Genomic DNA, 16,790 nt, shown 5'->3' with positions numbered 1-16,790 from the left:
ATTTTATCGTCTCTCAAGTCTCAGAGATAAATACAATCTCTTCTAATAACGCAAGAAATGTAGAAGAAATTGCAGCGGCAGCAGAGCATCTTAACTCTATGACGGATGAGCTTCATGCGAAGCTAGAGACTTTTAGGACGTAATATAACTCATAGTTATCTAAATTTAGCGCATTAATCGCTCAAAACTCACTCTAAATGGAGTTTTCTCACGGTTACAAGGATTGACAAATCTAATAAATTTACCTAGAATATTAAGAAACAAGAGATTATTTAAAAATGCGCATATATAAGAAATATCGACTATGAAGCTAGATTTAAAATCAAAATTACTATTATTATCCGTAGCTACGATATCTTTTATCTTGGTGCTCTCATTTATGCTTTTATCTAGAGCATATGATGAGAGAGAAAATCTTCAAGAGACAAAAAATCGTATTATAGAAGCAGATGCACTCTCTGGGGTTATCCATGTTTTACAGATAGAAAGAGGGCTTACCGTCGGACTTATTGCAAGTAACAACACAAATGAAGAAGATGACAGGCTTTTACTTGCCATGAGTAACTCGGACAAAGTGATAAACAATGCTATGATTCTATTTGCACACATGAAAAACACCGACAATACCATTATAAATCTCTTAAGCGATTTAAAATCCAACAGAAAAAGCATTCATCTACTTCACTTATCTGCTTTTGATGCAAAAAATTACTATACAAAAAAAATATCCACCCTTTTAAATCTAACAAGAACTTTTCCCTTGATGATGAATGACAAAGATAATAGAAATCTTATTCAAGCATATACGCATCTCTCTTTTGCAAAAGAGTCTTTAGGACAAATTAGGGCAAACCTGTATGAAGCCTTTACTCTCTCTTTGTTTTCAAATGACACACTTATCTCTTTTGCAGGTCAATTAGAGATATATAATAGCAATAGCATGATTTTTCGCACAACTGCGCCAAATGATATCGTTGCTTTTTTTGATACTAAAATTAATCAGGAAGTATCTTTAGAGGTTTTTAAGATTATAGAAAAAGCAAAGCTAGGGAGTGTAACAAACATAAAAGCCTCTGAGTGGCTTGATAAATCTACCCAAACCATTAATCTTCTCAAGGAGGTAGAAGATAAACTTTTTTTAAGAGCAAGAAGTATGATTGAGGATAAAACAGAGATGCTTTTTTATAAAATTGTCTTCCTTATTTTATTTTTAACTATCTCCATCGGCACACTGATTATGTTGATGCTTTTAGAAATAAAGGAGATTCTCTTTTCAAATAAAAATCTCATAGACAAACATAGTGATTCGCTTTTACTCTTAGAGCAGTATAAATCAGCCGTTGATGAAAATTTTATAGTTACAAAAACAGACGAAAAAGGTTTTATTACCTACGCAAATGAAGCTTTTTGCAAAATCAGCGGCTACACAAAAAATGAATTGATTGGAAAGTCGAGCAATATTACAAGGCATCAGGATATGCCAAAGGAGACCTTTAAAGAGCTGTGGCACACCATAAAATATCTCAAACAGACATGGTCGGGCGAAATTCAAAATATCAGTAAAAACAAAAATTCCTTCTGGGTCAAAGCCTTTATAAAACCGATTCTAGGTAGAGATGGAAACATTATAGAGTATATAGGGATAAGAACAAACATAACAGAGATTAAAGAGGCTTCTGCTAGGGATTTTTTAACCGGTTACGGAAACAGAACAAAACTCCAAGATGATATAAAGCAGCTTGAAAATCTGTCACTTGCAATTTTTAATCTTGACAACTTTAGGCAAATAAACGATTTTTACGGTCATGATTTTGGAAACAATGTCATCAAAGCTGTTGCAGATAAAATATATCAACTAATTATGCTTGATAGAAACATAAAATTTTACAGACTCCAAGGAGATGAGTTTGTTATTTTAGCCGGTGGGTATTCTAAGCATCTTTTTGAGGGGCTTGTTCAAAAAATCCTTAAAATGGTACAAGAGAGTATAAAAATAGATGAGGAGCATATCGTGCCTTCTTGCAGCTGCGGCATCTCCTATGAAGAGGAGAAGGGCAAACTGTTATCTACTGCGAACATGGCGCTTAAACTCGCTAAGAGAAGCAACAGCAACTATCTTGTTTATGATGATGAGATTTCTTTAAGCAAAGAGTATGAAAGCAACATTACATGGAGTAAAAAACTCTCTTTTGCAATTGCACAAAACAACATAGTAACTTATTATCAGCCTATCGTAAACAATGCAAATTTGAAGTATGAAAAGTATGAGTGCCTAGTTAGGATGATTGATGAAAATAAAGTAATCTCTCCTTTTTTCTTTTTAGATATTGCGAAACAGACAAGGCAATATTTCAACATTACAAAAACAGTTCTTTTTCAAGCTTTTGAAATGTTTAAAGAGAGTGACGCGGAGTTCTCTGTCAATCTCTCCATCATTGATATGATTGAAGAGCAGATGTTTGAATATATTTTATTGATGCTGCAGAAGTACAATTTAGGCTCCAGGGTAGTTTTTGAAATTGTTGAATCGGAGTACATTGAAAATTTTCAAGGTGCTATAAATTTTATAAATGAAGTAAAAAAATATGGCTGCAAAATAGCAATAGATGATTTTGGCACGGGATACAGCAACTTTGAGTATCTTATACGACTAAAAGCGGATTATCTCAAAATAGACGGCTCCTTGATAAAAAATATAGACAAAGACAAAAATGCTTATCTTGTTGTATCTACTATAGTTGATTTTGCTAAGAAGCTTAAGATGAAAACTATTGCAGAGTTTGTTGAAAATGAAGAGATTTTTAAAATAGTCAAGGAACTAGATATCGACTATTCACAGGGTTACTATTTTAGTTCCCCCAAAAAAAACCTTTCATAGGTGCTTACTTGAGTGCAACCGTTCCCAAAAAAATAGTTATTATAGGTGCATCAACTGGTGGACCGGGGCAGATAGAAAAAATAATCCGCTCGCTTCCTATACTCAACAACACAACAGTGATTATTGCTCAGCATATGTCTCTTGAATTTATACCCAGCTTTGCAAAAAGGCTCCAAAGCCTTAGCACAAATAGTATTATTATGGCAAAGGACAATGATGCCATAGAGAGTACAAAAATATATCTTTGCCATGGAAGCACCTCTGTTTCAATGGATAAAGATAGACTTCTCTTTAGTATCGAGCCATCGCAAAACCATAAATATAATCCCGATATCAATACTATCTTTAACTCCCTAGCTTACTATACAAAAAATATTGAGATACTAGGTGTTATACTTACGGGAATTGGAGACGATGGCGTCGAGGGGTGTAAACAACTCTCCCTTAGAGGAGCTAAAACAATTACCCAAGATAGTCAAAGCGCTATAGTGGATGGCATGCCAAGTAGAGCAAGAAAAGAGATAGAGGGTATCGAAATAGGAGATACTCTTTATATCAAAAATAAAATTGTGGAGTTTTGTAGCTAATGTTTAGTTTTTTTAAAAAAAGAGGCAACGTAGAGAGTGAACATATTCAAAACATAGTTGAAGATTACACAAATATAATACCCATAGCGGAGTATTTTAAAAGTGAAACAGGAGTAACCTTTGACAAGCAAATCTCAATTTTACAAAATAAAGTAACTACATTTTGCAAACAAAGAAATATATACTCATTTTTAGAGCTTCTTAAACTAATAGAGCATAACAGGGAGTTAAAACAAGCTCTCATAGATACTCTCACAACAAATGAAACATTTTTTTATAGAGAGTTTAAGCAGATACAAGAGCTAGTAGGGCTTGTAAAAGATGCGGCTAAAGAGGTAACTATTTTATGCGCTCCATCTGCCACAGGAGAGGAGCCGTATGGGATTGCTATTGCGTTGCTTGAGGCAGGCGTGGCGCATAATCGTTTTCATATTACAGGCATAGATATCAACCATGATGCCACAAGCAAAGCTAAAGATGCCATTTATAAAGCAAGAAATATGCGTAATCTAACTCCCGAAATAATTGAAAAATATTTTCTCAAAGATGATTCTGTGTATATTTTAAAAGAGAGTGTTAAATCGCAAGTCACCTTTAAAGTCCTCAACCTATTTGATCCCTCATTTATAACAATTGGAAAATTTGACTTTATATTTTCAAGAAATATGCTCATCTACTTTGATAAAGAGACAAAAAACAGGGCAAAAGAGATTTTAGAGAGTTTAAGAAAAAATCCAAATCAAGAAATTTTTTTCGGTCACGCAGACCTATTTTAAAAAAAAAGAAAAAGTTTTAGATTTGGTGTAGATTGTGCAAAACTAGCCCGATTGCGTACTGTAGTACGCCGAGCGGGCTAGTTTTGTGCAAGATGCGCCGAAGATAAACGCTTTTTAAACGCGAGCCTCTTCGCGGCGTTGCAAGTACGCCCATTTTTCATCTACTCTCTCTTGCCACTCTTTAATTAGGTACTTATACTCATCTTTAAAAAGATGCTTAAAGCGTCCTTGAGCTGCTAAGTATTCCTCAACAGGAACAATGTTTTTAGGTCTATATGTAATATTTAATTCATGTCCATCGATTATCTCATATAGTGGAAACACTAAAGAGTCAGTCGCTAAATCAGCTATATTCATAGTATCTTTAGGGTCGAACTTCCACTCTGTTGTACATGGCGAAACAGCATTTATAAATACCGGTCCCTCAACTGCAAAACCGTGTTGAATCTTCTTCACCATATCTTTCCATTTATTTGGAGCAACTTGTGCAACATATGGAATATTGTGAGCAGCCATAATTGAAACGATATCTTTTTTATTTCTTTTTTCTCCATAGCTAACACGACCTGCCGGTGATGTTGTAGCAGAGGATCCTATAGGAGTAGAGGAAGATCTCTGACCCCCTGTATTTGCATAGACTTCATTATCTAGTACGATATGCATAATGTTATGCCCACGTTCCATACATCCTGATATCCATTGAAAACCGATATCATACGAAGCCCCGTCTCCTGCAAAAGAGACAAATTTAGGGTTGCGATCTGGTTGCTTTAAGCGTCCTTTTTTCTTTAACGCTTTATACATGCTCTCAGCACCTGCCACTGCAGTTGAGCTATTTTCAAACCCGATATGAATCCAAGATGCATCCCATGAGGTGTATGGGTAAACCGCCGTACAAACCTCCAAACATCCTGTAGATGCTGAAAGTATTAAGTCATCATTCGTAGCATTTAATACTTCACGAACGATAATCGAGTGTGCACAACCAGGGCATAAAAGATTAGCTCCCTCAAAACGGTCAGCCGATGTCGAAAACTCTTTTAAGTTTTTTATTTTTTTCATTTCACTCATAGTTTTCTCCTTATAAATACGCTAATTTCGGTCCGCGAACACCGATAAATTGTTGTAATTGTGTAGTTATTTTACCGGCATCTGCATTTGCTTGAAGTTCTTTAAAAAGAGCTACTAAATGAGCTTTTGTTAAATCACGCCCGCCTAGTCCATAAACATATCCTGAAAGAAGCGCTTTTGAGTCTGTATTAAAGAGTGCTCCTGCTATTTCATTGAAAAGCATTCCCGCTGCACCATTTGGAGATGAACGATCAAGTGCTGCTATTGCTTTTATATCTTTTAGTGCTTCAATAATTTCAAAAAACGGAATTGGTCTTAATACTCTAATTCCAACCACGCCGGCTTTAATACCATTTGCTCTCATCTCTGATGCTACTTCACGAGCAGTCTCAACCGAGCTCCCCATACAAACAACACAGATATCAGCATCATCCATATCATACTTTTCAACAAGATTATATTTGCGACCGCTAATTTTTTCAAAATCTGCAAACACCTCTTTGATTTTTGGTAAAACTTTTACCATCAAGTCGTTATGTTGACGTGCTTTATGTTCAAAATGCCAATCTTCTTCTGTTTGTACACCATGCGTTACAGGATGCTCAAAATCGAGCATGTCGTTCATAGGCTTAAACTCACCAACAAAAGCATAAGCAGCATCATCGGATAACGGCTTTAAGCCTTGTGCTGTATGCGAGGTTAAGAATCCATCCTGATTTACCATTGCCGGAAGTCTAATATCGTGATCTTCTGCTACTTTAAAAGCAATAAGATTTAAATCATATGCTTCTTGCGGAGAGTATGCATCAAATTGTATCCAGCCACTATCACGACCTAGATACATGTCTGAGTGATCGCCGTTAACATTAAGCGGTGATGCAAGTGCACGATTTACTAAATTCAAAACAATTGGAAGTCTCATTCCAGATGCTTGATAAAGAGTTTCAACCATCAGTGCAAAACCTTGAGATGAAGTTGCAGTAGCAACGCGTCCACCTGCAGCAGCAGCGCCGATACATCCACTCATAGCAGCATGCTCAGACTCAACCATTACAAATTCGCCCTCAATATAGCCATCAGCTAAAAACTGTGCATACCCTTCAACAATAGGAGTTGAGGGTGTAATCGGATATGCTGCAACAACATCAATTTGAGCCTGTCTCATTGCTTGAGCAGCAGCAAAATTTCCATCCCATACTTCGATATCTCTTAATTCCATTTTATCAAATGCCATTATGCTTCTTCCTCATCTTTTTTAGGCCACGAAGCTATCTCTGTCTCTTCGTCTGCTTGTTCTGGGAACATTAGAAGTGATTTTGGGTTTGTAGGACAAACCTCAACACAAATTCCACACCCTTTACAGTGGTCCATATCTACGCCGATTAATTTTTTATCTCTTGAGATTATTGAAACGTCCGGACAATATACCCAGCAAAATTGACAATCAATACAGTAATCTTTGTTAAATATCGGCTTAATCAATCTCCAATCGGCAACACTCGCAGTATAAGAACTATTTTGTGAATATGCACGATCTTCTTGTCGCGTTGCTGCTATATCGTCTATCTTCCCGTCGAATGTACGAAGCATAGCTCCGATTTCAAACTCATCCCATCCTTTTTTTGCCATCATAAGCCCCTTACTTTACTTCATCATAAGCTCGCTGAATTGCAACCATATTTGCATCAACAATCTTTTGTGGTAATTTTTCGAGTATTCTTTTCATGCTATTTTTAAAAAACTCGATATCATACATTCCTGAAATTTTCATAAATGCCCCTAGCATCGGTGTATTTGGAATAGGACGACCGATAGTTTCATTTGCAATTGTTATACAATCAACAGTATAAACATCCTTGCCTTGCAACTTCGGCTGAGCTTGAAGCAGTTCCTCTTTGCTTAAATGAGTAGTAATTATATATTTTGTAGTATCTTTGTGATTTACCGTAACGTCAGTTGTTATCGCCAAAGCAGGGTCAATAACAAAAACGTAATCAGGCATCATATATTTTTCATGATTCATAATTGTCTTATCATCTACACGGTTATAGGCAGTCATTGCAGCTCCACGTTTTGCAGATCCATAAAATGCAAACGCCTGCACCTCTTTACCAGTAGTAGAAATAACATCGGCCAAACCTTTAGCGCCGGTAACAGCCCCTTGTCCGGCACGACTATGCCATCTAATTTCTAGCATATACTCTCCCTTTTAATTAATATACAAAAACCATCTATTCTGTTTTACCCTTATTTTAGACAAGTTGCTCTTAAATACAGCTTGACAGTTTATTCTTTTTTAAGAACTAAGAAAAGTGTGTTATTTTTTCCTCTTTTGCAAGTACACAGCGGCTTCTAGAGCATCATTAAGTATAACATTTGTGAACATTTTTAATGTTTGGGCCTTGTCATAACCACTCAAAACTCCAATAGAATTTACATTTGCGCCTTGAGCTGCTATGAGATCTAATTTTGTATCTCCAATCATCCATATCTCTTTATTTTTAGTATCTAATTTCTCCAAAGCTTTCATTATAGGCTCCGCATGTGGTTTTGGATTTACAACATCTTCTCTGCCGATGAGAACATCAAAGTGATGCATGATATTAAAATGCTCCATTAACACTTTGGAGTATTCTCCTGTTTTTGTAGTTACTATTCCAAGCGTAGCAAACTCTTTTGCCAACTCTACAGCCTCTTTTGCATTTTTCAAAAGCTGGGTTTTTTGCGTTGAGATATCTCTGTAATGTTCTTTGTATGTCGTAATAATCTCGGAAATTAAACTCTTCTCAACTCCCAAATTTTCATACATGATATCAAGCGGATACCCTATGAGTGACTTTATCTCTTCATCCTCTTTTCTTAAGAGTTTATGCAAATCAAAAGAGTGGTGAAACGACTCTAAAATTGCCTCTGTAGAGTCAATCAATGTGCCGTCTAAATCAAATAATATTATCAAATTATTTCTCCCATTTTATGTAGTTATGCCAAATTCCGCTGGGAGCTGGTTCTATGTTTTTTATCTCTTTGTTAAGTGTTGTAATTGCGTTTGGAATATATAAAAAAAGATACGGATTTTCATCTGTTATAATCTTAAACATCTCTCTCCACATAACTGATAGTTTTTCGCCGTCGATTATGCTCTGAGAATCCTCAATCATTTTATTTATTTTGAGGTTGTGATACCCTACGAGGTTAAATCCCCCCTGTTTATCGTTGTCGCTATGCCAAAACATATAGGGGTCGGGTGTAGGGGAGAGTCCCCATCCAAGCAGCACACTCTCAAACTTATGTGGGAAAACTACCATATTTAAAAAGGCTTGCCACTCCATAACGCGAAGTGTTACAATCACACCCGATTTTTTAAGCTGATGCTGAAGTATCTGAGCAGCATAAGGTCTTATCTCGCTAGCATTTGAGGTTACTATCTCAAAGGTAAAGGGATTAGCTTCGTCGTATCCCACCTCCTTTAAAAGTTCTTTCGCCTTTTGTATATTTTGCGTTGGTGCTTTAACGCTCTCATTAAATGCTTTTGTTCCCGGCAAAAAAGGTCCTGTGCAAACCTTTGCATGACCAAAAAAAAGAATATCTACTAGCTCTTTTCTGTCAATCGCCAAGGAGAGCGCCTCTCTTACTTTTGGATTTTGAAACTTCTCTAAGCGCAGATTGAACCCTAGGTAGGTATAGGATTGTGAGATATTTTCATAGATATTAAATTTTTTAAAAAAATCACTACTTAGCTGTTTTTCATACTGCATAGGCTCTATGCTTCCAACATCTAAAGCGGAGGATTTTAGCATCAAAAAGCGCGTCATGGGGTCAGCTATAACATGAAACGAAATCGTATCAATCTTTGCCCTGCCCTCAAAATACTCATCATATGCTTTAAGAATAATATTTTTTGAGTGCTCAAGCTGGTAAAGTTTATATGCACCCGTACCTATGGGATTTGTATTAAAAGAGGAGTTCATCAAATTTTGCTCATCTCTTAAAATATGCTCCGGTAAAATACCCATCATCCATGTCTCTAATGCTTTAAAGTATGGTTGCTTATATTTTACTCTTACACTCCATGTATCAACCGCTTCAACACTCTCAACAAAACGAAAATTAGAGCTATAAGGGGAGCTTATTTTCGATGATATAAGAACCTCATAGGTAAATAGGACATCCTTTGAAGTAAAGTCTTTTCCATCATGCCACTTTACATTTTTACGGAGTTTAAAAAGGAGTGTTTTTTCATCTTCAAAAGTAAACTCCTCTGCCAAATCTCCTATGATTGTTGATAAATCTTTATCGTACTTTACAAGTCCGTTAAATAAAAAACCGGTAATCTCTGAAGAGCTTGAATCGGTTGCGAGTATGGGATTGAGCCGTGAGGGATTAGCCGATGTTGCTAAATGAAGCGTTGAAGCAAAAAGATTAAGTGATAAAATCAGAAACAGTAAACAGCGCAAAATGCCTCTTTTTTTGAGCGATTATACCAAAGTAAAATAGAAGAAAATGTTAATGAAAAGTTTAAAGGAGATTTCTCCGGCGCAAGAAGCACCGAAAAAAAGGTTTTTGTAGCGATTAACGCTTAGAGAATTGGCGAGAACGACGTGCTTTACGCTTGCCTGGCTTCTTACGTTCAACAATACGTGAATCACGAGTCATCATACCCTCAGGTTTTAGTATAGCTTTTAACTCTGGGTTAAATTTTACTAATGCACGAGAGATACCATGACGAAGTGCGTCAGCTTGACCACCGAAACCACCACCTAAAGTAGTTGCTACGATATCAACAGACGTATCTTGTTTTGTTAGTGCAAGAGGTTGCTTAACACGAAGTTTTTTAGCCTCTAATCCACCTAACCATGCATCTAATGAAAGACCGTTGATGCTTATATTTCCGCTACCTGGAGTTAACCATACTTTTGCTATTGACGCTTTACGACGTCCTGTTGCATATATTTTTGCCATCTGGTTTCCTTACTTAGCTAATTGTGCAGTGTGAGGATGTTCAGCACCTGCATAAATTTTTAATTTTTTAATCATTTTAGCACCAAGCTTAGTTTTAGGAAGCATACCACGAGTAGCCAATTTGTAAAGCTTCTCAGGATTTTTTTCTAAAAGTTCAGTCATTTTTGTGCTTTTTACACTACCAAAGTAGCCAGAGTATGAAAAATACTCTTTGTTAGCAATTTTGCCAAGGCCGTTAAATTTTGCTTTAGAAGCATTAACTATAACAACAAAATCACCACAGTCAATATTTGGAGTAAAACACGGCTTGTTTTTACCACGAAGTATAGTTGCTACTTCAGTGATTATACGACCAAAAGTTTTACCTTCAGCATCAATCAAAACCCATTTTTGATCAATTTGTTCAGGAGTTGCAATTTTTGTGAATTTCATTCTTGAACCTTTCAAGTAATTTTCTTAACATCAACATTTAAAAATGCCCATTTAATTGGCGAAAGTATATCTTTTTAACCTTATAAGTAACTTAATTTATGGTTTTTTTAAGGTTCAATGAACCTGCTTGCTTATCTTTATTTTTCTAACTACTGTTAAATTTTAGAAATTTTCAATATTTAAACGATATAATAATTATCGTATTAATAAATTATATCAAAGAGTAAAATAAATGAGTATTAATCCTCTATTTAAAAAGATTTTAACTGTTTTGGCGTTGCTTTTTTTTGTAAATGTACATGCGGCTGAGAATCAAAGGGTTGTAGATGAGTTAAACTCTCCTATGCCAGAGATTCCATTAAAACAATCCCTGGGTGATAGAGTATATAATGACGCTATAACCTCTGGAGAGTATAACTATGTCGGTAACGCTAAGTGTCGCCTGTGCCATAGAAACTTCTTTTTAGGCAGAAAGAAAGATCCGCATGACCATGCGATGGAGAGTCTGGTATTATCTGGAAATGAAAAAAACTCTCATTGTCTCATGTGTCACTCCACAGGACATCTTGTTCCGAGTGGCTTTGTTGATATGGAAAAAACTCCAAGGCTTGCTAATGTTCAATGCGAGGGGTGTCATGGTCCTGGCAATGTTCATATAGCATTGGCAAAAGTTAATGCCAAAAATGAAGTTAAAAAGTTTGCGGGAGGCGGCTTTCTTGCAGGAGTAGATAACCCAAAGATACTTGTAAACATGTGCAAAAGCTGTCATACTCAGCGCTGGGACAGATCATATCATGATTTTGAAAAAGCGTATAATAGCTATAAAAATGCTGCTCCAAATTCAGGGAACTAATGATTTCCTTTATTAAAAAATATACGGTTCCCATAATACTCTTCTCTTTAGTTGTCGGGATAGCTTATCTATCTTATTACAACTATAAGACACAGAAAAATCTTCTGCTTACACAGCTTCACAATAACTCGCTTAATGTTGCTAGTTCAGTCTCCTCGGCAATAGAGCGTTTTCATGATATTAAATCTACCATTAATCTTCAAAAGCTAGTAAATGACGTCTCTTTTGGCTTGGAAATATTTGAGTTTAGATACATTGAGCCAGACGGTACAATCAGAAACTCAATGTTTAAAGATGAGATAGGAAAAATTTTATCATCAGAGAGTTTTATTGATGCAACAAAAGACAATCGCAAGTTAAACACATTCTTTTTTGAAGTTCGTGATTTTGTAAATGTTATGTCAATCTATTATCCCATACACCTAGGCAACAAACTTGTCGGGATTATTGATTTAGCCGTTGATATATCAGAGTATAATCTGCAAAACGGCTCACCTGATAATTTTTCCATTCTCAGAAGAGAGGTTGATGTTCAAAACCTGCTAAAATCTATGGACGGCTCTATAACAAACAGCCTGGCGATACTTACAAAAATAAATATAAATGATTTCTTACATGCTTATATCAAATCAGCAAAAAATATTATACAAATATCTATTATAGATGAACATGACAATGTTTTTGCCAGCAGCGATAGTCGGCTTGTTTCAACAAAGATAAAAGATAGAGATACTTTTGAGTCAAATATGGTAGAGATTGATGGGAAGTTAAGATACCGCACCATGATTGATTCACATATGCATGAAAACAATGAAAAGATGAAACTCTTATTGCTCATTGATGCGACAACCTATATAAGCCATGAAAATAGGCTCTTTACGACGGCTACCGTAACTGCGATAATTGCCCTGCTCTTTGCACTTTTGACTTCAAGACTAATTTACTTCTCGGCGATTGAGCAGTCCAGAACAGAAAAAGAGCGCTTAGAACACCTAGTCAAACAGCGAACAAAAGAGATAGAGCTCTTAAGTAAAATTGATTCTCTAACGGGGCTTTGGAACAGACGTTATCTGGAGGAGAGCCTTGAGACTGAGTTTAAAAGAGCAAAACGATACGATAAAGAACTATCCATTATGATTATAGACCTTGACCACTTCAAACATGTTAACGATACCTACGGACACATGGCTGGAGACGAAGTGCTAAGACAAGTTAGTGCTAGAATTAAAAAGTGCCAAAGGGAGACGGACTTTATTGGGCGTTATGGCGGAGAAGAGATTGTAATTATACTGCCTGAGACTGATTTGCACACAGCAGTAAAAGTTGCTGATTCTGTAAGAAAAAGTATTGAACAAAAACCCATAGAGTTTGAAAAGCAAAATATAAGCCTAACAACAAGTATAGGTGTTAACAGTATGCGCAAAGAGCATGAAAGTTATGCAACAATGTTTTCAGAGGTGGATGAAGCTCTCTATAATGCTAAAAAACTCGGACGAAACAGGGTAGAGGTTTTTTAAGAGGACCTTCTCTAGATTTTGGTAATTTTAATGCCATCTGCCAATAGATAACAGATATAGCCCTCTGCATCATCGCCGGTTATCTCTTTTATTGCCTTAACATATGAGCCTATCTGCTTTAAATGCTCTTGCTGATGGGAGATTGCGCTTTTATAATCAATAATGTTCCATTTTGCAGAATCTATTTTTACTAAAAGGTCAATATATTTAAGATTTTTTTTGTATCTTATCGCTTTTTCTCTATAACACTCTTTACCTATTAAAGAGAGAAACTCCTCATCTTGTAGAAGCATTTTTACTCTGCGAGATATATCTTGTATCTCTTCATCTTCTAATATATGTCCATATTTATTGAGCATCATATCTTTTGCATGTGCGATACTTTGCAAATCAAACTCTTGAAGCATCTCTAACATATAGTGCATTGCAAGTCCAAAATTTATAGCTTTTATATCCTCTTCTTGCGTTTTTTCCAACTCTAATATATCGCTTTGCGTTCCATAGTAAAGCTCTTTGTACTCCAGCGCATGAAACTCTTTTTCATCTGCAGCTTTGTGATGATTTTCACTATATTTTAAACTTCCATGCCTGCTTGGCGACAAATCCAGTATATCAAACATAGAGTCTTTTGATTTTAAAACAATAAACAGGCTCTCTTTGGCTCTCGTAAATGCTACATATAGAGCGTTTAGGCTATCTTCATAAACCAAGGCTTTCTCTTTTAAGAGCGCATTTGCATAGTGCTTATCTATGGCATCTCGCCCTTTTATACGAAGGTAGATATTTTTCAGTGCTATTTCATCATACTCATAGATTATAGCATCACGAGCCGGCGGAGCTTTTTTTAGTCTGTCCATTACTATGACATGCTCATACTCCAAACCTTTTGACTTATGAACGGTAAGTACCCTCACGCCGTTAAGTTCTGAAGCAGCTGCACTAACATCAAGCCTCTCATACTCAAATAAAAGTGCTTCTATATCGCTATATTTTGAGAGTGTGTTTAAAAATCTGATAAGATTAAAGTCATCACTAAAAAGTCCAAACTCTTTTATAACATTTTTAACAATATCCAAGATTTTTACTCTATTAAAATCAACTCTCTTGATGCTTCTAGCTTCTTGTGAAATAAGAGCAAAAAAGTTGTACATGTAGATATCTTCGCCAAAGTATTGATACTTCAAATACTCTAAAATTGCCCTGATGCTCTTTTGGTTGATAAGTTTTGTCGTCGTCTCCGTTACAACCTCTATGTTTTGAGCACGCAGCGCCTGCTCTATCTCTTGTCCATCGCCGTTTGTAGCACAAAGGACAGCTATCTCATTTATATCTGCATCTAAACTTATAAGCCTCTTTACCTGAGTTATGACTTCTTGAAGCGGCTCCTCATTTTGTATAACCTCTACATAACCGCTCTTTGCATCTTCTCTGACTAGCTGAGGCGTATAGTTTTTTATCTTATCTTTAAAGACCTCATTTACAAACTCTACAACCTCTTTTTGTGAGCGATAGTTTGTGAGAAGCTTCTCTACATGTGTGCCGTTTTGCTCTTGAACGCTTCCAAACAGAGCACTTACCCCACCGCGAAATCTGTAGATAGACTGCTTTACATCTCCAACAAAAAAGAAACTTCCATTATCAAAGATGCCTTTGCCTGAGGTTATCTCGTTTATAAGCGGCTTTAGTATCTCATACTGCAAAATGCTCGTATCTTGAAACTCATCAAGCAACATATGCTCTATCTGCGCATCAAGTCTAAAATATAAAAATTCGCTATCATCAAGGAGATTTAAAATCTCATAAACAAGATATGTAACATCACTAAAACTAAGCTCACTATCATCCATATAGAGCGCTTTTTTCGACTTTTTATATATATCGGATAGCTCTTTTAGGGCAAAAAAGAAGTTCTGCTCTTTTGCTCTGTTTTGATTTTTTATCGCCTCTTGAATTTTAGATAGTAACTCATCCATAACAGGCGTAAAACACTTTTTAAATGTACTGTAGTTTAAGCTCTCTCTGCCAATCCAAGCCTTAGCGCTCAACTCCTCAAAACTCTCAGCCTCAACCGCTTTTAAAACGATGGAGGAAGCATCTTTGCATGACTCTACAATCTCTCTTAGCTCCGATATGTAAAGCATCGCTTCATTTTCAAACTCTAAAAAATTCTGCTTTTTAAACTCTATATGTTTAAGCTCTTGAGCTTTGATATAAAACTCATCCAAAAGTCCAAATATATCAGTTAGTCGCTTGTTTGAGTGCAAAGAGAGAGTTACAAGAGTCTCTTTTTTGCCAGCAACGCTTACCTCTTTTAAAAATCGGGAGAGAAGTTTAAGCTCATGTTGAGAAGAAAAAGTAGAAAAATCAGGCATCAATGAGGCGTAAAGAGAGAACTTTCGTAAAACTTGAGTAAAAAAACTATCAATCGTCATGATTTTTGTATGCGAATTTAAAAACTCACCTAAAATTCTTTGACGATTTTCAAGCAAAAACTCACGAGAAAATCCCGTAACCTTTGCTATCTCCTCAAGCTCCCCTCTATAATCAAGCTCTTCAAGCGTAGACACAACTCTCTCTTGCATCTCATTTGCGACTTTGTTTGTAAAAGTAAGCGCCAAAATTTTAGAAGGCGAAGCACCTTTAAAAAGCAGACTAAGATAACGCACCACAAGCATAAAAGTCTTTCCACTTCCAGCGCTAGCCTCGTAAGCTAGATTATTTATAAACATGAAACAGTTTTTTACACGACTGCCATAGTGAAGCTAAGGCTAGGGTCATCAGCGGATACTATGCTGTAGCTAGAGCCCAATGTTAAGTTTGTGATATCTCCACCTTCTGCGCCAGTAATAGTAATTTTGCTTCCTTGTGCATTATTTGCTATATCTAGAGTTAAATTTGAGCCGTCAATCCATGCAGCTAAAACATCCGCACTTAAGTTTACATCGTAACTTCCTGCTTGATCTATATCTAATGTTTCGATATTTGAAAATAGATTACTATCCCCGACATTTGTAAAATCAACATCTCCAGTAAACGCTCTTATGTCAACTCTATCCGCTCCACCTTTACCATCTATACTCAACTTTCCAGCTTCTAAAGCAGTGTAATCAACATAAAAAATATCATCTCCACTGCCACCTATAAAGTTGATGAGTCCATCATCTGCACTAATGTTATCAAAGTCTTTATTATGTGCGTAAAATGACCTTCCGTTATTATTAAGCGCATTAACGTTTAGTGTAGAGTCGGCACCTATATCAAATTTTTCAAAAGTGTTATAGTAGTTATCCGTCATATTTAAAGTCTGATTTGCTCCGAGCTTGAGGGTGTCTGTTCCACTGCTTGCATCAAGGTAAAAAGTGGCATCAGTGCCTAAAGTTGCATTTTCGAAATTATAGATATCATCCCCACCATAACCATAGACATACATATTACCGCTAAATCCACTAAAGTCTATAGTACCAAAGTCCAAATTATCATCGCTTGACGTACCGTAAAGATAAAAATTACCACTTCCTTTTATGGTTTGAAAACTATTTGAACCTAACTGAGATAAATTAAGATAACCGTTGTAAGACTGAAGATCAAGTATTTCAAAATTACTTAGAGTAATATTTCTAAGATTGACATTTTGTGCGAGCTGAAGAGTATCAGCTTCAAGTAAAAGATCAGCACCTGTCCCCCCATCTAAAACTTCGCCGGTAGTATTTCTAGCAA

General features: G+C 36.1%; 15 protein-coding genes. 5 read left to right on the top strand and 10 right to left on the bottom strand.

Annotated elements, in window-relative coordinates:
* The first annotated feature begins 304 nt into the window (after positions 1–304).
* Genes M0Q17_RS07330 through M0Q17_RS07320 form a run of 3 tightly spaced genes read left to right on the top strand, consistent with a single transcriptional unit; the run spans position 305 to position 4,241 of the window.
* Positions 305–2,878, top strand: a complete 2,574-nt coding sequence (locus M0Q17_RS07330) for an EAL domain-containing protein (RefSeq protein WP_295085282.1) — start codon at positions 305–307, stop codon at positions 2,876–2,878.
* A gap of 8 nt (positions 2,879–2,886) precedes the next feature.
* On the top strand, positions 2,887–3,465 hold the full coding sequence (locus M0Q17_RS07325) for a chemotaxis protein CheB (protein WP_295085279.1): 579 nt from the start codon (positions 2,887–2,889) through the stop codon (positions 3,463–3,465).
* Positions 3,465–4,241: a CheR family methyltransferase gene (locus tag M0Q17_RS07320; RefSeq protein WP_295085277.1), complete on the top strand. Its 777-nt coding sequence runs from the start codon at positions 3,465–3,467 to the stop codon at positions 4,239–4,241. Before M0Q17_RS07325 ends, M0Q17_RS07320 begins: the two co-directional genes overlap by 1 nt.
* Positions 4,242–4,355: 114 nt before the next feature.
* Here the strand turns inward: M0Q17_RS07320 and M0Q17_RS07315 are convergent, their stop codons facing one another.
* From M0Q17_RS07315 to rplM, 8 genes are all read right to left on the bottom strand, one after another.
* Positions 4,356–5,312, bottom strand: coding sequence for a thiamine pyrophosphate-dependent enzyme (locus M0Q17_RS07315; RefSeq protein WP_295085275.1), 957 nt, complete (start codon positions 5,310–5,312; stop codon positions 4,356–4,358).
* Positions 5,313–5,322: 10 nt separating this feature from the next.
* Positions 5,323–6,546, bottom strand: a complete 1,224-nt coding sequence (locus tag M0Q17_RS07310; RefSeq protein WP_295085272.1) for a 2-oxoacid:ferredoxin oxidoreductase subunit alpha — start codon at positions 6,544–6,546, stop codon at positions 5,323–5,325.
* On the bottom strand, positions 6,546–6,941 hold the full coding sequence (locus tag M0Q17_RS07305) for a 4Fe-4S dicluster-binding protein (RefSeq protein ID WP_295085270.1): 396 nt from the start codon (positions 6,939–6,941) through the stop codon (positions 6,546–6,548). The genes M0Q17_RS07310 and M0Q17_RS07305 overlap by 1 nt, the downstream gene beginning before the upstream one ends.
* Positions 6,942–6,951: 10 nt before the next feature.
* Positions 6,952–7,509 carry a pyruvate flavodoxin oxidoreductase subunit gamma gene (locus M0Q17_RS07300; RefSeq protein WP_295085268.1) on the bottom strand — a complete coding sequence of 186 codons (558 nt, stop codon included), beginning with the start codon at positions 7,507–7,509 and terminating at the stop codon, positions 6,952–6,954.
* Positions 7,510–7,629: 120 nt separating this feature from the next.
* Positions 7,630–8,268 (bottom strand): HAD family hydrolase, encoded by a 639-nt coding sequence (locus M0Q17_RS07295; RefSeq protein WP_295085266.1) that lies wholly within the window; start codon positions 8,266–8,268, stop codon positions 7,630–7,632.
* Position 8,269: 1 nt separating this feature from the next.
* Positions 8,270–9,766, bottom strand: coding sequence for a peptide-binding protein (locus tag M0Q17_RS07290; protein WP_295085264.1), 1,497 nt, complete (start codon positions 9,764–9,766; stop codon positions 8,270–8,272).
* A gap of 115 nt (positions 9,767–9,881) precedes the next feature.
* The gene (gene rpsI, locus M0Q17_RS07285; protein WP_295085261.1) at positions 9,882–10,271 is read right to left on the bottom strand and encodes a 30S ribosomal protein S9; all 390 of its coding nucleotides are present in this window, start codon (positions 10,269–10,271) and stop codon (positions 9,882–9,884) included.
* A gap of 9 nt (positions 10,272–10,280) precedes the next feature.
* A complete protein-coding gene (gene rplM, locus M0Q17_RS07280) occupies positions 10,281–10,703 on the bottom strand; it encodes a 50S ribosomal protein L13 (protein ID WP_295085259.1) in 423 nt (140 codons plus the stop codon).
* A gap of 232 nt (positions 10,704–10,935) precedes the next feature.
* Here rplM and M0Q17_RS07275 point away from each other — a divergent pair, with 232 nt between their 5' ends.
* Entirely contained in the window at positions 10,936–11,556 is a 621-nt protein-coding gene (locus M0Q17_RS07275; RefSeq protein WP_295085256.1) for a cytochrome c family protein, read from the top strand.
* On the top strand, positions 11,556–13,073 hold the full coding sequence (locus M0Q17_RS07270) for a GGDEF domain-containing protein (RefSeq protein WP_295085253.1): 1,518 nt from the start codon (positions 11,556–11,558) through the stop codon (positions 13,071–13,073). Before M0Q17_RS07275 ends, M0Q17_RS07270 begins: the two co-directional genes overlap by 1 nt.
* 11 nt (positions 13,074–13,084) lie before the next feature.
* On the opposite strand, the gene M0Q17_RS07265 is transcribed toward M0Q17_RS07270, so the two are convergent.
* Positions 13,085–15,802, bottom strand: coding sequence for a RecB-like helicase (locus M0Q17_RS07265; RefSeq protein WP_295085251.1), 2,718 nt, complete (start codon positions 15,800–15,802; stop codon positions 13,085–13,087).
* Positions 15,803–15,813: 11 nt separating this feature from the next.
* Positions 15,814–16,790: hypothetical protein (locus M0Q17_RS07260; RefSeq protein ID WP_295085249.1), on the bottom strand; the 977-nt coding region annotated here is incomplete at its 5' end.

The sequence above is a fragment of the Sulfurimonas sp. genome, from assembly GCF_023229105.1.
GTDB lineage: Bacteria > Campylobacterota > Campylobacteria > Campylobacterales > Sulfurimonadaceae > Sulfurimonas.
The sequence above is the reverse complement of the archived record's forward strand: the minus strand, read 5'-3'. Positions and strand labels throughout refer to the sequence as shown.

Coding starts and splice junctions, on each gene's coding strand:
- M0Q17_RS07330 (WP_295085282.1), top strand. CDS start 305: ATGAAGCTAGATTTAAAATCAAAATTACTATTATTATCCGTAGCTACG.
- M0Q17_RS07320 (WP_295085277.1), top strand. CDS start 3,465: ATGTTTAGTTTTTTTAAAAAAAGAGGCAACGTAGAGAGTGAACATATT.
- M0Q17_RS07315 (WP_295085275.1), bottom strand. CDS start 5,312: ATGAGTGAAATGAAAAAAATAAAAAACTTAAAAGAGTTTTCGACATCG.
- M0Q17_RS07310 (WP_295085272.1), bottom strand. CDS start 6,546: ATGGCATTTGATAAAATGGAATTAAGAGATATCGAAGTATGGGATGGA.
- M0Q17_RS07305 (WP_295085270.1), bottom strand. CDS start 6,941: ATGGCAAAAAAAGGATGGGATGAGTTTGAAATCGGAGCTATGCTTCGT.
- M0Q17_RS07300 (WP_295085268.1), bottom strand. CDS start 7,509: ATGCTAGAAATTAGATGGCATAGTCGTGCCGGACAAGGGGCTGTTACC.
- rpsI (WP_295085261.1), bottom strand. CDS start 10,271: ATGGCAAAAATATATGCAACAGGACGTCGTAAAGCGTCAATAGCAAAA.
- rplM (WP_295085259.1), bottom strand. CDS start 10,703: ATGAAATTCACAAAAATTGCAACTCCTGAACAAATTGATCAAAAATGG.
- M0Q17_RS07275 (WP_295085256.1), top strand. CDS start 10,936: ATGAGTATTAATCCTCTATTTAAAAAGATTTTAACTGTTTTGGCGTTG.
- M0Q17_RS07270 (WP_295085253.1), top strand. CDS start 11,556: ATGATTTCCTTTATTAAAAAATATACGGTTCCCATAATACTCTTCTCT.
- M0Q17_RS07265 (WP_295085251.1), bottom strand. CDS start 15,802: ATGTTTATAAATAATCTAGCTTACGAGGCTAGCGCTGGAAGTGGAAAG.